The organism is Halofilum ochraceum (assembly GCF_001614315.2).
In the GTDB taxonomy this organism is placed as follows: domain Bacteria; phylum Pseudomonadota; class Gammaproteobacteria; order XJ16; family Halofilaceae; genus Halofilum; species Halofilum ochraceum.
Map to the genome: position 1 here is coordinate 222,896 of NZ_LVEG02000008.1, position 23,563 is coordinate 246,458.

At 65.2% G+C, this 23,563-nt stretch carries 19 protein-coding genes and 1 other RNA gene; 12 read left to right on the forward strand and 8 right to left on the reverse strand.

Going from position 1 to position 23,563, the window contains the following annotated elements; genetic code table 11:
* Positions 1-31 precede the first annotated feature (31 nt).
* The 3 genes from A0W70_RS10535 to rpoE are packed head-to-tail and all read right to left on the reverse strand — an operon-like array spanning position 32 to position 3,211.
* The gene (locus tag A0W70_RS10535; protein ID WP_067562482.1) at positions 32-844 is read right to left on the reverse strand and encodes a DUF547 domain-containing protein; all 813 of its coding nucleotides are present in this window, start codon (positions 842-844) and stop codon (positions 32-34) included.
* Positions 841-2,589 (reverse strand): putative bifunctional diguanylate cyclase/phosphodiesterase, encoded by a 1,749-nt coding sequence (locus A0W70_RS10540; protein ID WP_067562486.1) that lies wholly within the window; start codon positions 2,587-2,589, stop codon positions 841-843. Before A0W70_RS10540 ends, A0W70_RS10535 begins: the two co-directional genes overlap by 4 nt.
* A 4-nt stretch (positions 2,590-2,593) precedes the next feature.
* The gene (rpoE, locus tag A0W70_RS10545) at positions 2,594-3,211 is read right to left on the reverse strand and encodes an RNA polymerase sigma factor RpoE (RefSeq protein ID WP_067562619.1); all 618 of its coding nucleotides are present in this window, start codon (positions 3,209-3,211) and stop codon (positions 2,594-2,596) included.
* A gap of 1,257 nt (positions 3,212-4,468) precedes the next feature.
* Between rpoE and A0W70_RS10555 the strand changes: the two genes are divergently transcribed.
* From A0W70_RS10555 to A0W70_RS10570, 4 genes are all read left to right on the forward strand, one after another.
* Positions 4,469-5,347, forward strand: coding sequence for a hypothetical protein (locus A0W70_RS10555; RefSeq protein ID WP_070989139.1), 879 nt, complete (start codon positions 4,469-4,471; stop codon positions 5,345-5,347).
* An 89-nt stretch (positions 5,348-5,436) separates the two neighbouring features.
* On the forward strand, positions 5,437-5,814 hold the full coding sequence (locus tag A0W70_RS10560; protein ID WP_067562497.1) for a cupredoxin domain-containing protein: 378 nt from the start codon (positions 5,437-5,439) through the stop codon (positions 5,812-5,814).
* A 57-nt stretch (positions 5,815-5,871) separates the two neighbouring features.
* Complete coding sequence (locus A0W70_RS10565) at positions 5,872-6,360, forward strand: hypothetical protein (protein ID WP_067562500.1); 489 nt, start codon at positions 5,872-5,874, stop codon at positions 6,358-6,360.
* Entirely contained in the window at positions 6,357-7,112 is a 756-nt protein-coding gene (locus A0W70_RS10570) for an MHYT domain-containing protein (protein ID WP_067562504.1), read from the forward strand. The genes A0W70_RS10565 and A0W70_RS10570 overlap by 4 nt, the downstream gene beginning before the upstream one ends.
* Before the next feature lie 115 nt (positions 7,113-7,227).
* Here A0W70_RS10570 and A0W70_RS10575 read toward each other — a convergent pair whose 3' ends face one another.
* The 4 genes from A0W70_RS10575 to ssrA all read right to left on the reverse strand — a co-directional run bounded on the left by A0W70_RS10575 (position 7,228) and on the right by ssrA (position 9,837).
* Positions 7,228-7,689 carry an acyloxyacyl hydrolase gene (locus A0W70_RS10575; RefSeq protein WP_070989126.1) on the reverse strand — a complete coding sequence of 154 codons (462 nt, stop codon included), beginning with the start codon at positions 7,687-7,689 and terminating at the stop codon, positions 7,228-7,230.
* Positions 7,690-7,899: 210 nt separating this feature from the next.
* Positions 7,900-8,385, reverse strand: coding sequence for a hypothetical protein (locus A0W70_RS10580; RefSeq protein ID WP_067562511.1), 486 nt, complete (start codon positions 8,383-8,385; stop codon positions 7,900-7,902).
* 356 nt (positions 8,386-8,741) lie between these two features.
* Positions 8,742-9,110, reverse strand: coding sequence for a hypothetical protein (locus A0W70_RS10585; protein WP_067562514.1), 369 nt, complete (start codon positions 9,108-9,110; stop codon positions 8,742-8,744).
* Between the two features lie 367 nt (positions 9,111-9,477).
* Positions 9,478-9,837, reverse strand: a transfer-messenger RNA (tmRNA) gene (gene ssrA / locus A0W70_RS10590).
* A gap of 161 nt (positions 9,838-9,998) precedes the next feature.
* On the opposite strand from ssrA, the gene purL reads away from it, so the two are divergent.
* The 7 genes from purL (at position 9,999) to A0W70_RS10625 (ending at position 19,697) form a co-directional block, all read left to right on the forward strand.
* Complete coding sequence (purL, locus tag A0W70_RS10595; RefSeq protein WP_067562623.1) at positions 9,999-13,880, forward strand: phosphoribosylformylglycinamidine synthase; 3,882 nt, start codon at positions 9,999-10,001, stop codon at positions 13,878-13,880.
* Positions 13,881-14,151: 271 nt separating this feature from the next.
* Positions 14,152-14,871: a glutathione S-transferase N-terminal domain-containing protein gene (locus A0W70_RS10600; RefSeq protein ID WP_067562517.1), complete on the forward strand. Its 720-nt coding sequence runs from the start codon at positions 14,152-14,154 to the stop codon at positions 14,869-14,871.
* Between the two features lie 39 nt (positions 14,872-14,910).
* The gene (locus tag A0W70_RS10605) at positions 14,911-15,273 is read left to right on the forward strand and encodes a hypothetical protein (protein ID WP_067562521.1); all 363 of its coding nucleotides are present in this window, start codon (positions 14,911-14,913) and stop codon (positions 15,271-15,273) included.
* Between the two features lie 104 nt (positions 15,274-15,377).
* Positions 15,378-15,908, forward strand: a complete 531-nt coding sequence (locus A0W70_RS10610; RefSeq protein WP_070989128.1) for a universal stress protein — start codon at positions 15,378-15,380, stop codon at positions 15,906-15,908.
* Between the two features lie 136 nt (positions 15,909-16,044).
* On the forward strand, positions 16,045-19,002 hold the full coding sequence (locus A0W70_RS10615) for an intermembrane phospholipid transport protein YdbH family protein (RefSeq protein ID WP_083330941.1): 2,958 nt from the start codon (positions 16,045-16,047) through the stop codon (positions 19,000-19,002).
* A 132-nt stretch (positions 19,003-19,134) separates the two neighbouring features.
* Entirely contained in the window at positions 19,135-19,335 is a 201-nt protein-coding gene (locus tag A0W70_RS17170) for a YnbE family lipoprotein (protein WP_245675860.1), read from the forward strand.
* A gap of 26 nt (positions 19,336-19,361) precedes the next feature.
* Positions 19,362-19,697 (forward strand): YdbL family probable chaperone protein, encoded by a 336-nt coding sequence (locus A0W70_RS10625; protein WP_067562533.1) that lies wholly within the window; start codon positions 19,362-19,364, stop codon positions 19,695-19,697.
* A gap of 204 nt (positions 19,698-19,901) precedes the next feature.
* On the opposite strand, the gene A0W70_RS10630 is transcribed toward A0W70_RS10625, so the two are convergent.
* Positions 19,902-20,624 carry a phosphoadenylyl-sulfate reductase gene (locus A0W70_RS10630; RefSeq protein WP_067562536.1) on the reverse strand — a complete coding sequence of 241 codons (723 nt, stop codon included), beginning with the start codon at positions 20,622-20,624 and terminating at the stop codon, positions 19,902-19,904.
* Positions 20,625-20,846: 222 nt separating this feature from the next.
* Here A0W70_RS10630 and A0W70_RS10635 point away from each other — a divergent pair, with 222 nt between their 5' ends.
* Positions 20,847-23,324: an efflux RND transporter permease subunit gene (locus A0W70_RS10635; protein WP_067562539.1), complete on the forward strand. Its 2,478-nt coding sequence runs from the start codon at positions 20,847-20,849 to the stop codon at positions 23,322-23,324.
* Positions 23,325-23,563 lie beyond the last annotated feature (239 nt).

Sequence of the window (23,563 nt, forward strand, 5' to 3'; positions counted from 1 at the left end):
AACGGGCCCGAGGGCGAATCGGCAGATGGGATCACCCGCCAGCGGGATAACGATCGTTGAGGCGCCAATCGAAGGGATCGAATTCGACGTTGATGTCCTCGTCCGCGAGGGCGTCTGCGCGATTGTCATCGAGGTGGCGGCGTACGAACGCGAGCGCATCGTCGATCGAACCGCCGAAATCGCCGGTGTACCATCGGAACACCCGCGGCAGGCGGGCAGTGCGACCGGATGGATCGACCCGTACGGTTGCCGCGAGCTGTTCGCGGGTGGCGTTATCCAGTGCGGTTTCGGCCTGGGCTACCGGGATTGCCCGGAGTGGCGGAGAGGACATGTTCGCCGTGTACAGCGCGAAGTGAATGCGTGGATCGATCGTGCGGAGACTCCAGCGCAGACGCGGGTCACCCGAAGAGAACAGGGGTTTGAGACCCATATACCGGCGCGCGTTTCCGCGCAGAATGCCGTGTTCGATTGCATCGAGCGTCAAAGCCTGTCCCGCTACCCGGTAATACGGCCCGGTGAAGAAGTCTTCCCGTTCGCGCACCGAGGTGGCGATCGGTCCCGAGAGCACGATGTGCAGCGTGAGCAGGTTATACAGGTTGATCCAGAAGGCGACGGCGCTGTGCGGATCGGCGAGCCGGTCCGGGTCCAGGTCCGCGAGTGCGCTGGCCGTGTGGCGGAGTGCTTCGTATTCATCGGAGACCGCGGCCGCGCCGTAATCGACCCGATGCGAGGATGGGGCACAGTAGCGTGCGGCGATCCGTTCCAGCGCGCTTTCCACCGCGGTGACCGGGGTATCCGTGCCCGGCGTTCCTGGCGTCTCCTGATTGAGCTGCTCGCCCATCATCGCTTTATACCGCCTGCGATGCCGGCCTCTATGGGCCGTAACAGCGCGTCACGGCGTGCGGCACGCGCGTCACGGCGGTTCGTCTCTACAATCGCGTGCGCCGGTAGGGCGCGGGCATACAGAAAGCCCTGGAGTTCGTCACAGCCGAATTCCCGCATACGCCGCGCCTGCTGCTCGGTTTCGATGCCTTCGGCGGTGATTTTCAGTGACAGACTCCGCGCAAGGTCGGTGATCGCCCGCACGATGCGGCAGCCTTCCGCCGTATCCAGCCCCCTCACGAACGAGCGATCAATCTTGATGCGATCGACCGGCAGGCGGCCGAGATAGCCGAGTGAGGAATACCCGGTGCCGAAATCGTCGAGCGCGAAATGGACACCGCGTGCACGCAAGGCGGTAATCTGCGCCAGCGCTCCCTCCAGGTTGGCCAGCAGGGACGTCTCGGTGATCTCGAGTTCGAGTGATTCCGGCGCGACGCCGTGGCGTTCAAGAGCGCGTGCGACGTCGTCTTCGAGTGTGCCGCTGACGAGTTGTTCCGCGTCCACATTGACGGACACCGTGAGGTCCATGCCGGATCGGTTCCAGCTCGCTACGGCCGCGACGGCGCGATCGAGCATAATGCGACCGATATCCGCAATCCGGCCACTATCGGCCGCCATCGGTATGAATGTTCCCGGACTGATCGCGCCGTGCTCCGGATGCTCCCAGCGCGCCAGTGCCTCGGCGCTCACCCACTGGAGCGAATTCGCGCCGATCCGCGGCTGGAAATGGGCGTCCAGTGCCCGCTGATTGATCGCATCCTCCAGAGCGAGCGAGAGTTTTGCGATGTCCCGGAGCTCTTCACTGGATTCGGTCGCGTTCACGCGGGCACTGCCCGTCTGGGCTCGGCTCGATCGTGAAGCGGTCTCGGCCGCGTGCAGCAGGCCGGTCGGGGAATCGTTACCGCAGCCCCAGGCAATGCCCATGGTCACCGTCGGTATCAGTGAATGGGCACCGCAGGGGATTGGAGACTGTAACTGCTGCCAGATGTCATCCAGTCGCTTGTCGATCACTTCGGCTGGTGCAGCGGTCACGAAAGCGAATCGGTAGGGGCTGATGACGCCCGCGGCGGCGCGCGTATCGGCGCCGGGCCGGATGCGATCGCTGATGGCACGGCGTACGGTCTCACCTACAGCGGAGCCGAGCGCGACCTCCCAGCGCGACAGCTCGCGGATCTCGATCACGGCAACGGCAACGCGGTCCTCGCTGCGAACGCGTTCCAGCAGGTGAGCCAGTTCCCGGGACAGGCCCTCGCGGTTGAACGCCCCGGTGATGGCGTCACGGTGAGCCCGCCGCACGAGGTGGGCATTGGCCTCGCGCAGGGTCTGAACGATTTCGCCCGTCAGACTGCCGATTTCATCGAAATGGAGTCCGGACGGTGGCTGCAGCGGTTTCCCCATTCGATATCCACGAACCATCTCCGTCACCTGCGCGATCGGCCGCACCAGACACCGGGCCATGAGAGCGAAGCCGGCCAGACTCGCGCCCGCCGCCAGCACAAGCAACGTCACGGGTCCGATGTAGGCGGATGGATCGAGTTCGACCAGAGAGGCGACGAAGACGAATGGGGTCACCGCCAGCAGGGCCGCGAATGTCAGTTTCGTCGTCAGTGATCGTCGGATGCCGGGGATCCCACGGAGTCCGCGTGAAGCCAGGCACACGGCCTCATCGCCGGAAGGTGCTTTGCGGTAGTGGCCGGCCCCGGTCATTGACCTATGATCCCCGGGGCGGCGCTTCAGATCCTTCGAGGACGGGACGGATGCGCTCATCGATCGCACCGCGCGCCCGTGCAATCCGGGAACGCACGGTCCCGATCGGACAATCCATGACGGACGCGATCTCTTCGTAGGACAGCCCGTTCATCTCCCGCAGTGTCAGTGCCTCCCGCAGGCATGCAGGCATCGCTTCGACCGCATGGTCGATCGCCTGTCGGACCTCTCCGGTCGCCGCGTGCCGTTCGGGGGTGTCCGTGTCGCGCAGTAGCGCGGCGTCATCGAAGCGTTCGGCCTCCGCCGGATCCATGCCGCCGCGCACCGCACCGCGCCGGTCCATTGCGATCCGGTGGTTGCGGGCCGTGTTGACGGTGATCCGGTACAGCCAGGTATAGAACGCGCTGTCGCCGCGGAATCGGGCGAGACCGCGGTAGGCCCGCAGGAACGCCTCCTGGGCGACATCCTCCAGCTCCGACGGGTCGGCGATATGCCGTCGCAACAGCGCGGCCACGCGGTGCTGGTATTTCTTTACGAGCAGATCGAAGGCCGCGTTCTCGCCGCGCTGCACGCGTTCAATCAGGGCCCGATCGACCGCGTTTTCGTCCGGCTCGCCCGCGATGGCGGTCCGCTCCCCGGGTTTCTCCGAAATGTCCGGATCATTGGCGGGATGATCGCCGCAGGCGTTCGTCTCGGGTCGGGCGGGCCGCGCGGCGGGCGAATCGCGTTCAGTGGTACCCGGCCATGCGAGCCGGTTGAACGATTCAACGGTAGCGGTCGCCATTTCCTGTCTCCCCGTTTATGGATCAATTGATGACAGGTGGGAGTCTGCGGGGAGGGCCGCGAACCGGAAATTCGTGGTTATACGTACGCAACCGACCGTACATCCGACCGAAGATCCGGCGCGATGCACCGCGATCGCCGGTCCAGCGGTAGCGGTTGCCCAAGCGACTCGCCCAGGGCGTTGGATTACGGACTACCGCGTACGTACAACCGCCAATTCAACGGGATCGTCACTGCGTCCAGGCTTTGAATCGCCAAACGGCAGAATCCAAACCCTGGAATGGAGGTTATCGCCATGAATCCGATGAAACGGTATGTGACGGGGCGCAGGTTGTCTGCGCTTGCTCTCGCGGGGGCACTCGCGGCGGCAACGGCATCCGAGGGCGCATTCGCGATGCTTACGTCCACTGACGTTGAGCACATGAATCGTGAAGCTGAGCTCAGTCAGGGCAAAGTAGGCCTCGTCGATCTCGGCAGGCCGGGTCCAGTGATTCTGGAACCCGAGCCCCGTTCCGGTCCGTTGGACTACGACCCGGTCGCTGGGCGTGTCGGCCGCATGCCGGTTGACCGGGAGCAGTGATCACGGTCCAACGGCCCGAACGCCCATCTTTCATTTACACCGGCCGGGGAGGCGCCTTGATGTCTCCCCGGTCTATACCTGCCTCCACCACGAGTGGCCGCGACCCGTCGCGGTTGCGGGGCGCATCCAGGTCAATACGCCCGATCGCCGGAACCAGGTGAAAAGTCTCAACGATCCACGTGTCGCTACCAAAGCACCTCGCCGATACGGGGAAGCACGTACGTACAAAATCGAATCGCTGGACGTCGGATTCCGGTTCCAGACTGTTGTTGACGGACGGCGGAAATCCGCCCGTTGCTGAACCCGATACACAAGTCGCGCATCTCCAGGTGCTGCGACGCTTTACCTGGTAGGAGGTTCGATATGAGCCATTTGCTGAAATCTACGGCTGTCGGATGGAGTCAACATCGCTGGTGGGCCCGAGCGGGAATGGCCATTGCGATCGGTGGTTTTCTGGCTGTCGCGGCCGGGAGCCTGCCGGCGGCCGACGCGGATGTGGAGAAGGGGAAAAATCCCTTGCGTATAACCGAAGTCAGTCAGTCACCGGGCAACATCACCTACTGGGTGCTGCCGGGACCGCGTGTACTCGAGGAAGAGACCTTCGGCACGCCGGACGATCCGGAAATGCTTTTCCGGCCGAAACTCAAGGCGGCTCAACAGGCCGGCGGACCACCGGCGGTGCCGGATACGCTGAAGAGCCTGCCCTTTCTTGTGGGCATACCGGAAAAGGCCCGGACGGTAAGCGACGACGGTACCTGGGTGTTTGATAAGCCGACGGCGTTCTCGAATAACGCCCGGATCATCAATGGGCAGTTCGAAACGACGATGCGGGATGTCGTGCGCGAGGATACGCCCGGCAAACCTGGCAACACGCCGGATACCGCCTCGTTCGAAGCCCAGTTCAACGATCCTGCCGGCAACGAATATCGCGTTGTCCTGGATCATGTCGTCAAACCGCCGTTCCCCGGTTACGAGACCCAGGGCGGCGTGTTCACCGAGGACTTCCTGCACGGCAACACCGGCACGGGCACGCCGTTGATGCCCAAACAGTACACCTATGCCGCGTGGTGGGGGCTCGGTGAGCTCTACATCAACGGGGAGAAAGTGGACGACCACCGCGTGATGCATCTGATGACCACCGAAGTCGTCCGCAACCGCGACTATAACCTCGTATTTTCGGACGACCTGCCTCTGGGGGCGGACGAACGCCATATCCGGAATCAGGAGCACCATACCCACCTGATGATGCCCCCGGTGCGCGGTGTCCCGGGCAAGGGGCCGGTGTTCGATCCCGTACCGACGGCATTTGAACTGCCGAACGGGAAAAAGCAGCCGTTCCTGCACATCATGTTCGAGCAGGACGAGCTGTCCTCGCGCGAGCCGACGCGTTCGTGATCGGCCCGGCGTCCACGGCCACGGGTCGTGGACGCCCCTTTGCCGTGTGAACGCGATCCCGCTATCCGAAAAACCGGGAGGTAAGACTCATGCGACGCTTCAATGCGTACAGGGGAAAAATCGACAGGATCGTCGGACTGGTTCTCGGTCTCGGCATGATGGGGCTGACCGCCAATGCCCAGGCCGAGGATATCGAAACCGTAAAGGTCGTTGCGAAAGAGTTTGAATTTCAGCCGGCGACGATCGAAATGGAGGCCGGAGAAACGGTGCGCCTGAAGCTGGTCAACAACGGACAGCTCAGCCACAACCTCCACTTGCGGGGGATTTCCACGAATACGGAAACGATTCAGGCGGGCAACAGCGACACGGTGCGCGTGACGGCATCCGAGAATGGGACGCTGGAATTCTATTGCGACGTTCCGGGCCATGAGCAGGCGGGCATGACCGGCAAAATCGTAGCGGAGTGACGACATTACGGTCACTCGGGATCCTTCAAGTACGCGAGAACAATCCGGAGATCAAAGATGGAGTGGTATAAAGCGGGGGCCGTGGGTGCCCTTGGCAGTCTGATTATTCTGGTCGTAATGTTTGTGGGCATCGAGATCACCGGGTTCGCCCCATTCAATCTTCCGCCATCGGCGGCATTCCTCAAAGCACTGGGTATACCGGTCCAGCCGCTGGCGGTGATTGCACACTTTATTTATGGAATCGCCTGGGCGGTGATTCTCTATGCCCTGTTCGAATCGAGAACGAACATCCTGCGTGGTCTTGGCCTCGCGGTGCTCGTCCAGTGGCTGCTCCTGATGCAGTTGGTGTACTCACCGATCATCGGTTGGGGCGTTTTCGGCGCCGCTGCCGGTTCACTACCACCGGATGCGCCGCTCGCGCTGTCATCGCAGGTGAAATACATCGCCCTGACGTTCGTCCTCCACGTCGTTTACGGTGGGCTGAATGGCTGGTTGATCCCATTATGGACCGGCGGTGATCGGCGACTGGCAAGGGCGGCGGCATGACCCATTCAGTCGGGGATTACAGCCTCCTGCTTGTGTTCGGATCCTGGCTGGTCGCGGTAGCCGGAGCGTCCGTCGGCCTTTTTTCAAGCCAGTACGTGCGCGACTCCGACGGACGAGTGCGGGTGGCGTGGACGATGTTCTCGTCACTGGTGATTGCCGGCTGCATGATGTGGTCGGCCCATTACGTCGGCATGTTGGCGTACCAACCCGATTGGCCGATCACGTTTGACGTGCACATGACCTGGCTGTCATTCGTCATGCCGGTCGTATTCGCTGCGGTCGCGGTCCTGATCGTGACACGGCATCCGGAGTCGCTTGCCGTGCTTACGGTCGGTGGTGCGACGATGACGATGGGACTGGTCGCATTGCATTATGCGGGCGTGGCGGCGATGCGTACGCCGGCGCACATCACGCATGATGCCACCCTGGTGGCGGTTTCCATCGTGCTGGCATTCGTGACCTCGACGGGCGCATTGTTCGTGATGGTCAAGGTGCAGGGGTGGCACAGGTATCTCGCCGTACCTCTGATGGGGTTGGCCGTGTGCAGCATGCATTACACGGGTATGGCGGCGATGGAACCCGTCCGAAGGAGTGGTTCCATCGAGTATTTCGAAGGCGCGCTGACGCACGGCATGTTGACCACCTGGGTCGTTTCCGCGACCGGGGCGGTCATTATGCTTGGGGTTCTGCTTGGCCTGGCGGGATATCTCGACCGTGCGTCAACGCACAGTCGTCGGCAGGGAAGCCTCTGAAGCCCGCTGCGAATGTGCCATCATCTGGCAAGCCCCGGCGCAGTGTATGAATTCTGATCCGCCGGGAGTAGCGAACGCGGCGGTGCGTCAGACGGTTCTCGCGGCTTGAAACGCCTCAGAGCTGGTAGCCTAACTCCAGCATGACGATGTCGAGCCCGGGGTTCGGTGAGGCGAAGCCGGCGTTCGAGGAATGCCGAACGCGCAATCCGAGGTGCCATCGCCGTTCGGCGCCCAGCTCGTAGCCGAGTGTCGCGTGCGTGGTGAAGTGCCACAGACTGCCGAGATCCGAGCCGGCCACCCGCTGCTCGCTGACGTACGCGATACTGGTTCCCGCCTCGAGGAAACCACGCTCACCGAGCGGCCAGGGACGGAAGCGCCATGCCGGACCGAAATGCGTGGTGTAGACGTTGTCGTTATCGGGGTCGGCGTTCGTCCAGAGACTCAGCGCGGCTTCGTAGTGCATGTCGTCGCCGATCCAGCCGAGCCAGACTGGCGTCGATTCCGGTTCGAACGTCAGTCCGAGCGCACCGCCATCGATGTCGCCGGCATCGGCGGGCACCCCGCTGCGAAGCCGCACGCTGTCAAGTTGTGCCGCTTGCAGTGTAGTCGTGATGGGGAAAAGGCTGGCCCCCGCAAGTGCTGCAGCCGCCATTGCGGTTTTTCTTCTGGATCCCCGAACCGGCATCTTCATTCATCCCTACTGTCAAAAATGTCTGCGGACGACGCGCGAAGAACGCGAAGCAGATGCTGTGACAGGCAGAGGGTCGTTCGGTTCCAGGTCCGTACGTCATCGAGCGGGTGCACCGACGGGGTCACCGTTACCGGCTGGGTCTGGCGTGCGGCGGGCGCAGCGCTCGCGGACCAGGAGCATCGGCAGACTCACATTGATCATGATGGCCACGCAGACAAAGCTGTGGCATGCAAGCGCGAGAGCGATGAGGTTCGCCAGATAGGCCGTATTGTACTGGACGGAATCCGCCCTCGGCAGGAGGTCGGGCGCCCGGTACAGATACCAGAAGCGCCAGAGCAGCCATGTGACCGTCGCCAGCGAACCGATCACGAATACCGGTGCAATGAACGGACGGTCCGCGAGCAGTGTCTCGAACGGGAGCGTCGCCAGAAAAAACAGACGGAAGACGGGCACGAGCGCGCCATGCCAGCGCGGGGTAAAACGCCACGCCTCAGCCCGGCGGGCCGTCCAGAACGACAGCGCCACCCAGACGGGGACTACGAGCGCGTAGAGGCCGAAAATCAACCCGTGCCCACCGATCACCTGATATCCCTTTCTCGCCGCGGATAGTCGGACCTTGAATGTGACTGCGACATTGGTCGCGCACACCAGTTCCCCGCGAGTAACTCGCGCGATGCGGATGCAGAGTCGACTGGCGCGAAGTGTGTGCGGGGGCGGGTTCAACCAGGCGACCGGGGGATCCGCCATCTTAGGGTGTCAGGTGAGTGCAGGCGCGGAACCGTGATATCGCGGCATTCGCTGAAAGGCCCGGTCCTTTTCAGGACCGGGCCCGACGGGTTGTGAGTTTTATGGGTTCGTTATGTTGCGCCTTGCGGAGACTTCCGCTCGGCGAGCGGGTAATAACCGGTGGCAAGCGTCGTCCATCCGGTCAAGAAGCTTTATGAGGTCATAATGACCTCGAGAACCTCCCTGGCGCGGTCCGGGATGATCGGATACGCGACGGTCTGGTCCCGGAATCGGAGCCGAAAATCGGCGTAGCGGGCGCGCTCGCCCGCGTCACCGTCGACTCTGACGATGACCTGGACATCACCGTGATTGCTGATGCCCTCGACATAGAGTTCCCACTGCGTGCCATCGTCGCGTTCCCAGATGATTCTGTCGCCTTCGACAAAGCCGCGTTCGGGGGTTCTGTACAGTATGAGCGCGTTGTTTTCGTCGAGGCGGTCGCCTTCCGCTTTGGCGAAGACGCTCGGGGCGCCCACATTCGGGGCGCCCACATTCAGACCACTATCAGACTCCTGTTCCATATCAGGACTCCAGTAAGCGGTATTCATGTCCAGTGTACGCCTCGCACGGGGTAAACCCCCAAACGGTCGAGGGGCCGGATCGACCCCCTCAATGTGGCCCGTATGAGCCCGGTACAGGGTCGTTCACCGTTCAGAAACGGGAGTCCGTACTTCGGATCAATGAATGCTGAGGAGCGAGTGCAGCGCCGGACTGCTATGCCAGTGAAGTATGCACGCAGCCCTTACTGAATGGCCCCAAGGTCGGGGGCAATCCACCGAGCGAAGGCAGTAGGTTTCAGCGGGTGGCCGGTAAACGGGTGGAATCCCGGGGGAGCCCTGATTCTGGGAGCCCCGAGATTCCACTCGGTACCTGATGCTACGGATTATTTGGTGGAGGCGGGGGGAATTGAACCCCCGTCCGCGGATCCTCCGCCATTGGTCCTACATGCTTAGCCGCGTCTATTGTGTTTAGCCATCCGGTAAGCCGACGGGCAGGCGAACCGGACAGCGACCCCCTTGGGTTTTAACGGATCGGCCCGGGGGAGGCCTCACCGCGATCCCGTGTTTGGCGACCCCGGATGAATCCGCCCACGGGCAGGCAGAAGTCCGAGGCTCACGGCTGTTTAGGCCGCGAGAGCGTAGTTGTCGTCGTTGGCAACTATCTTTAGTTGCAGCGTTGTTTACGAGGTCACTGCACCTCGGCATGCACCTCCGGTTTCGCGATCCACGTCGAATCCATGTCGCCCCCGTGGAACAGGATATATGGTACCCGTTCGCGGCGGTTTCAACCAGCCGGCCCGTGTTGCTGCCGTGTCGGGTGGGGCCGGCGGGCCGGAACCGGTGCCGGCGGGGGCCTGCTTGCTTTATCATGCGCGCCTTCTGCACCACAACGCCCACGGAGATCCGCACATGCTCTGCCTGCCCGGCCGCGCCGCCCTTTCCGAGTTCCGGCTCAGCAAACTGCGGGAGCGGATCGAAGCACGGCTGCCGGGGCTGGAGGAGCTCGAGGCATTCCACCTCCATTTCGTCGATACGGTGCGCGAGCCGGATCCGGACGAGCACGCGCGCCTGGAGGCGCTGCTCGATTACGGCGAGGAGGAGGCGTTCGCGGATACCGCCGACATCTCCCTGATCGTCGCCCCGCGCCCCGGGACGGTCTCGCCCTGGTCGTCGAAGGCGACCGATATCCTACACAACTGCGGGCTCGACTGCGTGCATCGGGTCGAGCGGGCGGTCGCCTGGCGGATCACCGACAACGGCCGCGTGCTGCCGGCGGAGGCGGCGCGGGCGATCGCCGATCTCCTCCATGACCGCATGACCGAGGCGGTGTTGGACACGCCGGAAGACGGCGCCGCGCTGTTCGTCGGGAGCGCGCGGGAAACGCTGCGCCATATCCCGCTCACCACGGGCGGGCGGGCTGCGTTGGAGACCGCCAACGACGAGCTCGGGCTGGCGCTGGCCGAGGACGAGATCGATTACCTGGTCGACCGCTACGGCGAACTCGGGCGCGATCCGACCGATGTCGAACTGATGATGTTCGCTCAGGCGAACTCGGAGCACTGCCGGCACAAGATCTTCCGCGCCGACTGGACCATCGATGGCGAGCCCATGGACCGCTCCCTGTTCCGGATGATCCAGGCGAGCTACGAGGCCGCACCCGACGGCATCCTCTCGGCGTACAGCGACAACGCCGCCGTGCTCGACGGTGCGGAGACCGAACGCTTCCTGGTCGATCCCGAAAGCGGGCGTTATGGCTACATCGGGGAACGCGCCCCGATGCAGATCAAGGTCGAGACCCACAACCATCCAACCGCGATATCGCCGTTTCCCGGGGCCGCGACCGGCGCCGGCGGCGAGATCCGCGATGAGGCGGCGACCGGCACGGGTGCCCGCTCCAAGGCCGGTCTCTGCGGCTTTTCGGTGTCCGATCTGCACATCCCGGATTTCGCGCAGCCGTGGGAGACCCGCCGCGGCCATCCCGAGCGCCTGGCGAGCGCCCTGGAGATTATGCTGGACGGCCCGATCGGCGCGGCCGCGTTCAACAACGAGTTCGGGCGGCCGAATCTCTGCGGCTACTTCCGTACCTATGAGCAGGCGGTCGCCGATGCCGACGGCCGCGAGCGTCTGCGCGGTTATCACAAGCCCATCATGATCGCGGGCGGGATGGGCAATGTTCGCCCCATGCACGTGCATAAACGCGAGTTGCCCGAGAAGGCGCGGGTGATCGTGCTCGGCGGCCCCGCCATGCGCATCGGTCTCGGCGGCGGCGCCGCTTCGTCCGTCGCCAGCGGTGCCAGCCACGCGGAACTCGACTTCGCCTCCGTTCAGCGCGGCAATCCGGAGATGCAGCGCCGCGCCCAGGAGGTCATCGACCGCTGCTGCAATCTGGGCGAGGACAACCCGATCCTGTCGGTGCACGACGTCGGCGCCGGCGGACTGTCGAACGCCATCCCCGAGATCCTCGACGACTCGGATCGCGGCGGTGAACTCGAACTGCGCGCGATCCCGAACGACGAACCGGGCATGTCGCCGCTGGCGATCTGGTGCAATGAATCCCAGGAGCGCTATGTCCTGGCGATCCGGCCCGAGGACGAGGAACGCTTCCGCGCGCTGTGCGACCGCGAGCGTTGCCCCTGGGCCATTCTCGGCGAGGCGACGGCCGAGCGCCGGCTGCATCTGACCGATCGCGAGCACGGCGACGACCCGGTCGATATCCCGATGGAGCTGCTGCTCGGCAAGCCGCCGAAGATGCATCGCGATGTCGCGCGGCGCGCGAGTGCCGGTTCGGCGCTTGCAACCGATGGCGTTGCGTTCACCGACGCCGCCTGGCGCGTCCTGCGCCTGCCGGCCGTGGCCGGCAAGGAGTTCCTGATCACGATCGGCGATCGCACGGTCGGCGGTCTCGTCTGCCGCGACCAAATGGTCGGCCCGCGCCAGATCCCGGTCGCCGACTGCGCGGTGACGGCGGCTGGCTTCAACGGCTATACGGGCGAGGCCATGGCGATGGGCGAGCGTACCCCCTCGGCCGTGCTCGATGCGCCGGCGTCCGGCCGCATGGCCGTGGCCGAAGCGGTCACCAACATCGCCGCGGCACCGGTGGAACGGATCGGCGATATCCGGTTGTCCGCGAACTGGATGGCGGCCACCGGCGCGGATGCCGACGACGCCGCGCTCTACGACACGGTGCGCGCGGTCGGCGCCGAGCTGTGCCCGCGCCTCGGCATCGCGATCCCGGTCGGCAAGGATTCCCTGTCCATGCAGACGGTCTGGCGCGACGACGACGGCGAGCACCGCATGCAGGCGCCGCTGTCGTTGATCGTGACCGCGTTCGCGCCGGTGGATGACGTCCGGCGCGCGCTGACGCCGCAGTTGAAAAATGATCCGGAGACGCAACTGCTGGCTATAGACCTCGGCGCCGGATGCAACCGCCTGGGCGGCTCAGCGCTCGCTCAGGTATACGGCGTCACGGGTCAGGGCGTACCGGATGTCGACGATCCCGACCGGCTGGCCGCGTTCTTCACGGCCATCCAGGAGCTGACCCGAGCCGGCCTGCTGCACGCCTACCACGACCGCTCGGACGGGGGCGTGTTCACGACGCTGTGCGAGATGGCGCTGGCGGGCGGCACCGGCCTGTCGATCGATCTGGACCCGCTTGGCGATGCGCCGCTCGCCGCCGCGTTCGCCGAGGAGGCGGGCGCGGTCGTGCAGATCGATGCGGCGCGGCGCGAGGAGGTCGATGCCATCCTTGGCCGGCATGGCCTCACTGAGCAGACCCACGCGCTTGGCCATCCGACCACCGATGGCGTGATCCGCTTCCGCCATGGCGGCGATGCCCTCTTCGAGACGGACCGTGCGACGCTGCATGGCGCCTGGCACGAGACCAGCTACCGGATGCAGTCGCTGCGTGACAACCCCGAATGCGCCGAGGAGCAGTACGAGAGCATCGTCACGGCGAGCGATCCGGGGCTGCGGCCGAGCGTCGGGTTCGATCCGCAGGAAGATATCGCCGCGCCATTCATCGGCGGTGCGCGGCCGCGGGTGGCGATTCTGCGCGAGCAGGGCGTCAACGGGCAGAACGAGATGGCCGCGGCCTTCGATCGGGCCGGATTCGACAGCGTCGACGTCCATATGAGCGATCTGATCGCGGGCCGCGTTTCGCTCGACGAGTTCGCCGGCATCACCGCCTGTGGCGGGTTCTCCTACGGCGACGTGCTCGGCGCGGGCGGTGGCTGGGCACGGTCGATCCGCTTCAATGAACGCACACGGAACGAGTTCGCGGCCTTCTTCGAGCGTGCGGATACCTTCTCGCTCGGCGTATGCAATGGCTGCCAGATGCTGGCGCAGCTGCGGGACCTGATTCCCGGGACCGAGAGCTGGCCGACGTTCGTGCGCAACCGCTCCGAACAGTTCGAGGCCCGGCTGTCGATGGTGGAAGTGCTGCCATCGCCGTCGCTCTTCCTCGCCGGCATGGAAGGCTCGCGCCTCCCCGTGCCGGTCGCGCACGGGGAAGGCTGTGCCAGCTGGGGCGGCGGCGGTCCGGTCGCCATGGATACGGTCGCGATGCGCTATGTCGATCCCTGGGCGCAGGCCACCGAGACCTACCCCTGGAATCCGAATGGATCGCCCTGCGGCGTGACCGGCCTGACCAGCAGCGATGGCCGGGCGACCATCATGATGCCGCACCCCGAGCGTGCTTTCCGCACCGTGCAGTACTCCTGGCACCCGCCCGAGTGGGGTGCGGAGGGCCCGTGGCTGCGCATGTTCCGTAACGCGCGGCGCTGGCTTGGCTGAGCGCCCGGGCCCGGCCGCAGCCTTGAAAGCGCCGGCTCGGACCGCCAGTTCCTCATTGCCGCGGCGCCTGCGGCGCCATTGCCGCTTTGGCGGTAGGCCGGCTTTTGCCGCAAGGCAACAGCCGGCGGGTCTTCTGTACAGGGCTGTGACCTTGAACGCCGGCTGGCTCCCTTCGGTCGCAAGCCGGCCTACGTTCTGGATCGCATCATTTCGTCGCACGCGAGGAGCGGCATCAGCTTAAGTCGCCCACCTGGCCAATCCGGAGTCAACTATGACCCAGCAACAGCCCATTCAGCTTTATTACTGGCCGACCCCCAACGGGCACAAGATCACGATCATGCTCGAAGAGCTGGGCCTTCCCTACGAGGTCCGTCCGGTCGATATCACGCGCGGCGATCAGTTCGATCCGGAGTTCCTGCGCATCAGCCCGAACAACAAGATGCCGGCGATTACCGACCCGGAAGGGCCGGGCGGTGAACCGCTGTCGCTGTTCGAGTCGGGCGCGATCCTGATTTATCTGGCCGAGAAGAGCGGCCGTTTCATCCCGCAGGAACCGGCGGCCTACTACAGCATGATGCAGTGGCTGATGTTCCAGATGGGCGGCCTGGGTCCGATGGCCGGTCAGGCGCACCATTTCCGCAATTACGCGCCCGAGACGATCGACTACGCGGTCAACCGCTATACCAATGAGGTCCATCGGCTGTATGGCGTGATGGATCGGCGTCTCGCCGAGAGCGAATATCTGGCCGGTGAGTACTCGATCGTCGATATGGCGAGCTGGCCCTGGGTGCGCCCGCATGAGCGCCAGGGCCAGGATCTGGACGACTTCCCGAACCTCAAGCACTGGTTCCAGGTGATCGAGGAGCGGCCAGCGGTCCAGCGCGCGCTCGAAGTCCTCGCCGAGGCCAGCAGCCGGGGCAAAGAGGGCAGCGGCTTCGACGAGAAGGCGCGCGAGATCCTGTTCGGCAGCGAACAGTATCGCCAGCACTGACGCGGGCCGGTATTCAGTCGAGTACGGGTGGGGTGAAACGTGAGTGACAGCGAGCGGCCAGCGGTCGATGCCGATGCCCTGTCGGCCTACCTCGATACGCTTGCGCGCGAGGGCCGCACGGTGACGTATCAGGAGGCGGCACTGGCGCTGGGGCTGGAGCCGCCGCAAACCATCCATCGCCTGGCCCTTGCCCTCGAGGCGAGCATGAGCGAAGACGCCGCCGCTGGCCGTCCGCTGCGGGCGGCCTCGATCGTGAGCCGGGTGGGTGACGGCCTGCCGGCAAGGGGGTTCTTCGCCCATGCACGGTCACTAGGCCGCTACGACGGCCCGGAGACCGGTGCCGATGCGCGGGCATTCCACGACGCGGAGCTGCAGGCAGCCCGCGAACGTGCACGAATTTGATCTGAGACAACAGCGGGCGTTCCGCGACGGACTAGACTTCCCGGAGTAACTCACAGAAAACACCGGTACCGCACACAGCGTTGCCGGCGATCCGGAGGTGTCTCATGTTCAGTCGTATGCTTTTACCCGTGGATGGCTCCGAACACGCCCACAGGGCGGCAGCGGTAGCCGGGGACCTGGCCTCCAGATACGGTGCCGAGGTCATTGTCCTGCACGTACTCGACCCGTCGCGGCTGGATGAGACCCAGGAGCGCATGGCCGAGGTTGAACACGTTGGTGGTCGGGGACATGAAGCGTATCCATGGGTCGCCAACGTGCCCGCCGAACTTGCGGCCATGCTGCAGCCCGACGAGAGTGCCGGTCAGCGCGAGCGGATGCTCGAGTACCTCGCGGACAAGATCGTCCGCGCCTCGATCGAACGGTTGCGGGAGCACGAGGTCAGTGATGACCGGATCCGTGTCGTGTTCAAGAACGGCCATCCCGTCAAGCGCATTCTCGATACCGCGAAGGAAGAGAACAGCGATCTGATCGTCATCGGTAGCCGCGGTCTATCCGACCTCTCGGGTGCGCTTGTCGGGAGCGTGTCGCACCGCGTATCCCACAGCGCGGATTGCTCGGTGATCACCGTGAAGTGATCGATTTCCCGCCATTACGGGAAAATACCCCCGTGACTGTGCGAAAGTAACGTCCGTGCTGAAGGCCCGCTGAACGCGGCGGGCCGTATTGATCGACGTTCGGGGCGCGGCTCGCCGCGCCTGGCGGGGGCGAACGATGCGCGGAATCCTGTATGCGGGAATGGGGGTGCTTGTGGCCATGGCAGTCGCCGCGGCCCTCGGCTGGGCGTTCCGTATCCCGATCGCCACGCACTTCCTGACCGAGCGCCTCGGCCGCGCGGGTTTCCCGGATGCCGAGTTCGAGGTCAGGGCCCTCGGCTGGAGCCGGATCCGGATCGAGCCGCTCGTGCTGGCCGGAGAGGACGCCCCGACCGTCGAGCGCGTCTCCGCACGCTTTCAGCCGCTCAAACTATGGCGTGGTGACATCCGCCACCTCGAGATCTCGCTCATCGGTCTTTCGGCCGCGCTGGAACGGTCCGGCGGGGCGATCCGGATCGCGGGTATGCCGGAAATGCCCGGTGATCGGGAAGGACCGGTGACGGCGGGTGACGGGATCGCGGGACTGGCCACCGTGCCGACCCTGCACCTGCGGGATGCCCGGATCACGATCGAGTCGCCGGTGGGGCGCTGGTCCGCCCGTATCGATGCCGACGTCCAGGGGGGATCCGCCGGCCCGCGCTCGGCCCGAATCGACGCCGGCATCGTCAACAACCGGCTGGTCGTGGAAGGTGAGGCCTCGGCCCGCTATGACGGTAACCGCATCGCCGGCAGCGCCCGCCTGCGCGAAAACGACGGCTTCGAGATCGAACTCGATGGCCGCGTCGACGATCCCCTGAGGGACCCGCATGGCCGGGTGGAGTACCGGGTCGATATGCCCGCCGCTGCGGACCTGCCCTGGCCGTTTCTCCCGGGAGCGCCCCCGAGCGCGGGCCGTATCCAGGTCGCGGGGAGCGCCAGCGGCCGTATCACCAGCACGGCGGTGCCGGACGATATCGCCGGCGCCCTGCAGGCCGTGATCGCCGGCGGGTGGCGGGGCGACTACCGCTTGGAGAGTCGGGGCCTGGCGATGAACGCCCGTTTCGAGTCTCTGGAGCTGGATGCCGCCGGCGAATGGCGGACCGAAGACGGCCAACTGAGCGTCAGCGCCGGCGACGGCGGTGAACTGCGGATCGGACGGATCGCGGAGCCGCTATGGTCGCAACTGTCGCCCCCGGCCGCCGCCCGACCGCTGCTGGCCGGTCCGGTCCGCGTGCGCTGGCAGGCGGGCGACTGGCTGCACTTGCTACCGGCCAGCGAGGGTGACGGCGTTCGTTTCAGCGGATTGCCGCGCTTTACGCTGGACTGGCCGGAGCAGCCGGGGGAAGCGGATGTGGATGCCCGCTTCGGTGGCCTGGTCGGGGCCGATCGGCAGTTGCGGGCGTTCGGCATGCCGGATGCGACGCTGAATGCCCGGGATCTGCGCCTGGGCGCGACCGCGATCGATCGTGTGGCCGTCGTGGGCGGTATCGAAAACCTGCTTGATGGGCCGACCGGCGAACTCGATCTCAGCGTCGATGCGCCGTCGCTCGAGCGGGACGATCTGCAGGCGCGCGCCTTCCGGCTGCGCCTGCCGCTCGCCATCGCGGCCGCCGACGGGGGGACCCGCGTGACGCTGCGTGGCGAAGGCCGGATCGAGGCGGAGCGGGTGGCATTGCCCCAGGGCTTTCGCAGTACCGGGCGGTTCGTGGCCCGCATGACCGACGGCGTCCTGCGTCTGGATGAGCAACCGGATTACCGTCTCGACCTCATGACGGACGCAATCCGTTTCGAGACGGGCCCGAATGCCCCTGGTTGGCTCGGCCATATCGACGTCAGTGGCGGTGCCGTGACGGTATCCGGAGACGACGCGGATGTCCTCCCACTCGCCATCCGCCTCAACGGCTATGGCGCGCAACTGCCGGAGCACGACCTGCGCGTCGACGGCATTGCCGGGCGGCTGCGGCCGCGTGCCATCAATGACTGGCTGACCTTCGCCGTCGAGCGCCTCCACCAGACTGGCGCTGACCCGTTCATTGCGCCGATCGCGGTCGCCGGCGGGATCACCAGGCGACCCGACGGCCTGGCGCTGTCCGGTCAGGGTCGCCTGGCCGACGGTGCCTTGCCGTTTACCTTCTCCGGTCAGGCCTTGCCGGATGCCGCGGCCGGCGTCATCAACGTCGATGTGCCCGATTTGGCGTTCCAGCCGGACGGACTCCAGCCGCAGGATGTCCTGCCGGCGCTCGCTGAGCGGGTGGAGGCCGAAGGGGGTGCTCGCGGCAGCGCCCGGATCGCGTGGGGGGAGGATGGTGTCGACGGCAGTGCCACGGCCACGATCACCGATATGGATGTCACTTCGGGCGCGGCCACCATCAGCGGGCTGCGCGGCGAGCTGGAGCTGGACCGACTGCGGCCGCCGCGTACGCCCCGGTCCCAGCGCCTGGAGGCCGATTTCATCGACGCTGGCGTGCGCATCGATCGGCCGACGCTGGAATTCGCGGTCGAGCGCCTGCAGGGCAGTCCATTCGGGATTCATGTGATCGCGGCCGAGGGCCGGGTGGTCGAGGGCACGATCGCCGTTCGCGACTGGCGCTTCGATCCGTTCGCGCAGGTCTACGATCCCACGGTTCTGGTGGAAGGCGTTTCGCTGGAGAAGCTGCTGGAGCGTCTCTCCATTGAGGGCCTGGAGGGCCGGGGTCAGCTCTCCGGACCGATACCGCTGTTCATCACCGAGGAGGGGGTCGCGATCCGCGATGGCCGTCTGCGCGGGCTGGATGGCCACGTGCGTTATCGTTCCGCGCGCGCCGAGCGTGCCCTGGGCGATACCAACCGCACGGTGGACCTGATGCTGCAGGCCCTCCGGGACTTCGATTACGAGAAAATCGAGATCGATCTCGTGCGCGAGCTCGCCGGGGCGAGCCGGGTGGATATCCAGATGCAGGGGAGCAATCCGGACGTGCTGGATGGTCACCCGTTCAAGTTCAATATCGCCATCACCGGCGATGTGGATCCGCTGCTCGAAGCGGTCGCGCGTGGCCGCGAGCTTACCGATGAGCTCATCCAGCGCCACCTGCAGCTTCGTAACGCGCAATCGGAATAACGGTTCAGGTCAGCAGGGCGGCGCAGCCTGTTTTCGGGGCACGTCGCTTGGTCTTGCCGCATCGGACCGTATCGGTCAGGATGGCAATCGACCCGGCCGGCCCGTCCTTCACCGGCGAATGGAGAGCGCACATTGTCCCGCATCGTTCCCGTACGGATCGCCGCTGCCGCGCTGGTGCCGCTGTTCGTCGCCGCTTGCACGCCGACCGTGCAGATGCGCGCGCCCGAGGAACCGATCACGATCAACCTGAACGTCAAACTCGACGCCGAAGTCCGTGTGAAGCTGGAAGAGAAGGCCGAACAGGACATCGCCCAGAACCCGGACCTGTTCTGAAACCGGTCACCGGTACGGAGCCCGACATGATTCGCCGCGCCACCCTGATCGTCATGCTGGCCCTGATCGCCGCACTCGGCGCCACCCCGGCCCTGGCCGCGGATCTCGACAGCCTGCGCGCGAGCGGCGTCATCGCCGAACGCTATGATGGCTTCGTGGAAATCCGGCAGAGCGGCAGTGCCGAGGCCCGAGAGATCGTCGAGGAAGTGAACGCCAAGCGCCGCGAAATCTATCACAAGCGCGCCGAGTCACAGGACGTCCCCGTCGACCAGGTCGGCCGCGTCTACGCCAAACAGATCCTCGAAAAACTCCCCGAGGGCGTCTGGTTCCGCACGCCGGACGGCGAGTACGTGCAGAAATAGAGGAGCGTCCCGCGACCCCGATACCGGCTTGATATCGCTTTGCTCAACCGGACTTACGGGCTGTAGGAGCGAGCTTGCTCGCGATCAAGGTGCCGCACCGCACGGAGGCGATCGACGACTCGCGGGGCTCCTGTTACCCATTGATCGCGACGAACCCCGAGCAATGGGCCGGGATAAAGGGGCGTATCAAGCAGGGTCGCCGCCTTACACCTGCGTGTGCAGCCCGCACTCGCGCTTGAGGCCGAAGAACCGCGTCTGCTCGGCCTCCATCCCGTCGGCGAGGCGGCGGGTGGTGTGGACGTCCCCGATCGAGACATAGCCCTCGTGCCACAGCGGGTGATACGGCAGATCGTAGGCCTTGAGGTAGCGGAAGATATCCCGGTCGTTCCAGTCGAGAATCGGATGCACCTTCACGCGGCCATTCTGGTGCTCGACGAACCCGCGCTCCGCGCGGCTGTTCGACTGGTCCCTGCGGATGCCCGAGAGCCAGGCGGTCGCGCCGAGGTCTTCGAGGGCCCGCTGCATCGGCTCGACCTTGTTCATACGGTTGTATCGTTCCAGCCCCTCGACGCCCTGTTCCCACAGGCGCCCGTAACGGGCTTCCTGCCACGCGGGGCTGAGTGCCGGCCGGAACACCTGGAGATTGAGGCCGAGCCGCTCGGTCAGTTCGTCGACGAAGCGGTAGGTCTCGGGAAACAGGTAACCCGTATCGATCAGCACGACCGGCAGATCGTTCTGCTGGCTGCTGGCCATATGCAACAGCACAGCGGACTGCGCGCCGAAGCTGGACGACAGGATCGTGCGGCCGGGGAAATGGTCCAGGGTCCAGGCGATGCGCGCCTCGGCGTCGCGTTCCGCCAGCAGACGTTCCGCCTCGGCGGTATCGAGCGGCTCCCTGTCGTTTCCGAATGCCACCACGTCGCCCATTGCCCCTCCACGGGTGTTACCTGTGCGGCCGGGGGACCCACGGCCTGACAGCGTGCAATATGGCGTGCGGCGCTGCAAAGATAAAGGAATGAATATCTCTATACTTACAACGTTGCGTTATACACCCTCCAACGGCTGATTCAGCCCGCGCGCCCCGGGAGAGGCGACGACGGGGGCCGCGATCGGTACCCTTGGCGATCCTGCGAAGAAGGAATTCCCTGCATGCCCGAACGGCTCATCAACGCCTGCTATCGACTGCTTCTCGGCCGCCCGTGGCTGGTGCTCGCCGTCATCTTCCTGCTGCTGGCCGGCGCCATTCATCAGGCGCGCCATTTTGAGCTCGACGCCTCGGCCGAGTCCCTGATGCTGCAGGGCGACGAGGACCTGGAGCAGTACCGCACGATCCGTCAGCGCTATGGATCGGACGACTTCGTATTCGTGACTTTTACGCCAAAGGGGCCCCTGTTCAGCGACGACACGCTGGACACGCTCGAGTCGTTGCGCGACGAACTGGCCGCGATCGAGCGGGTGGCCTCGGTCACGAGCCTGCTCGATGTACCGCTCGTGCAGGGGGAGGACGTCACGTTCGAGACGCTCCAGGAAGGGCCACCGACGCTGCGTGACCCCGAAGTATCGATGGAACAGGCCCGGCAGGAATTCCTGACCAGCCCGCTCTACAGCGATCTCATACTGAACGACGACGCCGACACCACGGCAATGCTCGTCCGCTTCGAACAGGACGAGCGCTTCGCGGAACTCCTCGATCGCCGACGGGAATTACGCGAGCGGCAAGAGGCGGGGGAACTCGACGCCGCAGGGAGAGCGGAACTGGAGAAAGTCGAACGCGCCTTCGACGAGCGCGGTGACCTGATCCAGATGCGGATGGAAGAGGGGATCGCCAAAATCCGTGCGACCCTCGAACGCTACCGCGATCCGCCGACGATCCACCTTGGCGGCGTCCCGATGATCGCGGTCGACATGATCGACTTCGTACGCAGCGACATCCGCACCTTCGGGGTCGGTGTCGGCCTGTTCATCATCCTGCTGCTCGCGCTGGCCTTCCGACGCACCCGCTGGGTCGTCGTGCCGTCGGTGATCTGCGCGAGCGTCGTCGTGGCCATGGTCGGGTGGATCGGCTTCATGAGCTGGCCGGTGACGGTCGTCTCATCGAATTTCATCTCGCTGGTCCTGATCATCACCCTGTCGCTGATCGTGCACCTGATCGTCCGTTATCGGGAACTGCACGCGCATGACGAATCCATCGGCCAGAAAGAGCTCGTCCAGCAGACCCTGCGGAGCAAATTCAAGCCCTCGTTTTTCACGTCCCTGACGACGGCGATCTCTTTCGGTTCGCTGATGTTCGCCGATATCCGCCCGGTGATGGATTTCGGCCTGATGATGGTGTGCTCCGTCGTCGCCGGTTTCATCCTGACGTTCGTGCTGTTCCCGTCCCTGCTGGCCCCGCTGAAGCCGGCGCCGGTGCCGCACCCGAAGCGCGACTGGGCGGCCACGATCAATCTCGGGATCGCCCACGTGGTGCACCGGCGACCCGGGCGCACGGCCATCGTATTCATCGTGCTCGCGGCGCTCGGCGTCGCCGGGGCGCTGCGGCTGACGGTCGAGAACCGCTTCATCGATTACTTCCATGAGGACACCGAGATCTATCAGGGCATGGCGCTGATCGATCAGGAACTGGGCGGTACAACCCCGCTGGATGTCGTGATCGATGCACCACAGGCATTCATGGAGGACTACGAGGCGGCGCGCGCGTTCGATGAGGAGATGGGCATCGAAACCGAGTCGACGCCAGCGCAGGGCTACTGGTACAACGCCAATGGCCTTGAGCGCGTGACCGAAATCCAGGACTGGCTCGAGGGCCTCGATGCGACCGGCAAGATCCTGTCGGTGGGCACGGCCTGGGAGATGGTTCTGGAAATCAATGACGGCGAGCGGCTGGAGCCGTTCGAACTCGGCATCCTCTACAACCGGGTGCCGGAGGAACTCCGTCAGCAGCTCATCGATCCGTACATGACGCCCGACGGTAACCAGATCCGTTTCGACATCCGTGTCATCGATTCGTTGCCCGGTCTCAATCGCGATCAGCTGCTCGAACGGATCCACACCGGTCTGCCGAGGGAATTCGACATCGAACCCGAGCAGGTCACGCTGTCGGGGATGCTCGTGCTGTACAACAACGTCATGCAGAGCCTCTTCCGCTCCCAGATCGTGACGCTGGTCGTCGTATTCGGGGCCATCATGCTGATGTTCGGTGCACTCTACCGCTCCGTTCGCATGGCCCTGATCGGTCCGGTCCCGACCGCTGTGGCGGCCAGTTTCGTGCTCGGCATCATGGGCTGGATCGGGCTGCCGCTGGATATCATGACCATGACCATCGCCGCGATCGTCATCGGCATCGGGGTGGACGACACCATCCATTACGTCGACCGCTTCCAGACCGAAGTGCGTGACGGTGCGGATTATCCCACCGCTGCGGAGATCGCCCATCGCGAGGTCGGGCGGGCCATGGTCTACACCACGGTCATCATCACGCTCGGGTTCTCGATCCTGACCCTGTCGAACTTCATGCCGACGATCTACTTCGGCCTGTTGACCGGCCTGGCGATGGTGTTCGCCCTGGTGAGTAACCTCGCCCTGCTGCCGGTCCTGCTCGAGCGCCTGCGGCCGTTCGGGGCGCGGTGAAGGGCCAAGGGCCAAGGGCCAAGGGCCAAGGGCCGAGGCGGGAGGATCGTAGGCGCGTTTTCGCCGAAGGCGAACGCGCGCGGCTCGGGCACCATGATCGAACCGATGAGCGGCTGGCCCGGACGCCTCGGCGGCCCGCTTCGGGCCTACGCCCGCGCCATTGAAGGCGGCCGCGATTGTCCGCACAATACCGATAATTCCTTACCAGAATACTCGGGAATGGCGCAGGGCGGTTCAGG

Excerpts from the sequence above, each read along its gene's own strand:
- A0W70_RS10535 (WP_067562482.1), bottom strand. The coding sequence starts at position 844 with ATGATGGGCGAGCAGCTCAATCAGGAGACGCCAGGAACGCCGGGCACG.
- A0W70_RS10540 (WP_067562486.1), bottom strand. The coding sequence starts at position 2,589 with ATGACCGGGGCCGGCCACTACCGCAAAGCACCTTCCGGCGATGAGGCC.
- A0W70_RS10560 (WP_067562497.1), top strand. The coding sequence starts at position 5,437 with ATGCGACGCTTCAATGCGTACAGGGGAAAAATCGACAGGATCGTCGGA.
- A0W70_RS10565 (WP_067562500.1), top strand. The coding sequence starts at position 5,872 with ATGGAGTGGTATAAAGCGGGGGCCGTGGGTGCCCTTGGCAGTCTGATT.
- A0W70_RS10570 (WP_067562504.1), top strand. The coding sequence starts at position 6,357 with ATGACCCATTCAGTCGGGGATTACAGCCTCCTGCTTGTGTTCGGATCC.
- A0W70_RS10585 (WP_067562514.1), bottom strand. The coding sequence starts at position 9,110 with ATGGAACAGGAGTCTGATAGTGGTCTGAATGTGGGCGCCCCGAATGTG.
- purL (WP_067562623.1), top strand. The coding sequence starts at position 9,999 with ATGCTCTGCCTGCCCGGCCGCGCCGCCCTTTCCGAGTTCCGGCTCAGC.
- A0W70_RS10600 (WP_067562517.1), top strand. The coding sequence starts at position 14,152 with ATGACCCAGCAACAGCCCATTCAGCTTTATTACTGGCCGACCCCCAAC.
- A0W70_RS10610 (WP_070989128.1), top strand. The coding sequence starts at position 15,378 with ATGTTCAGTCGTATGCTTTTACCCGTGGATGGCTCCGAACACGCCCAC.
- A0W70_RS10615 (WP_083330941.1), top strand. The coding sequence starts at position 16,045 with ATGCGCGGAATCCTGTATGCGGGAATGGGGGTGCTTGTGGCCATGGCA.
- A0W70_RS10625 (WP_067562533.1), top strand. The coding sequence starts at position 19,362 with ATGATTCGCCGCGCCACCCTGATCGTCATGCTGGCCCTGATCGCCGCA.
- A0W70_RS10630 (WP_067562536.1), bottom strand. The coding sequence starts at position 20,624 with ATGGGCGACGTGGTGGCATTCGGAAACGACAGGGAGCCGCTCGATACC.
- A0W70_RS10635 (WP_067562539.1), top strand. The coding sequence starts at position 20,847 with ATGCCCGAACGGCTCATCAACGCCTGCTATCGACTGCTTCTCGGCCGC.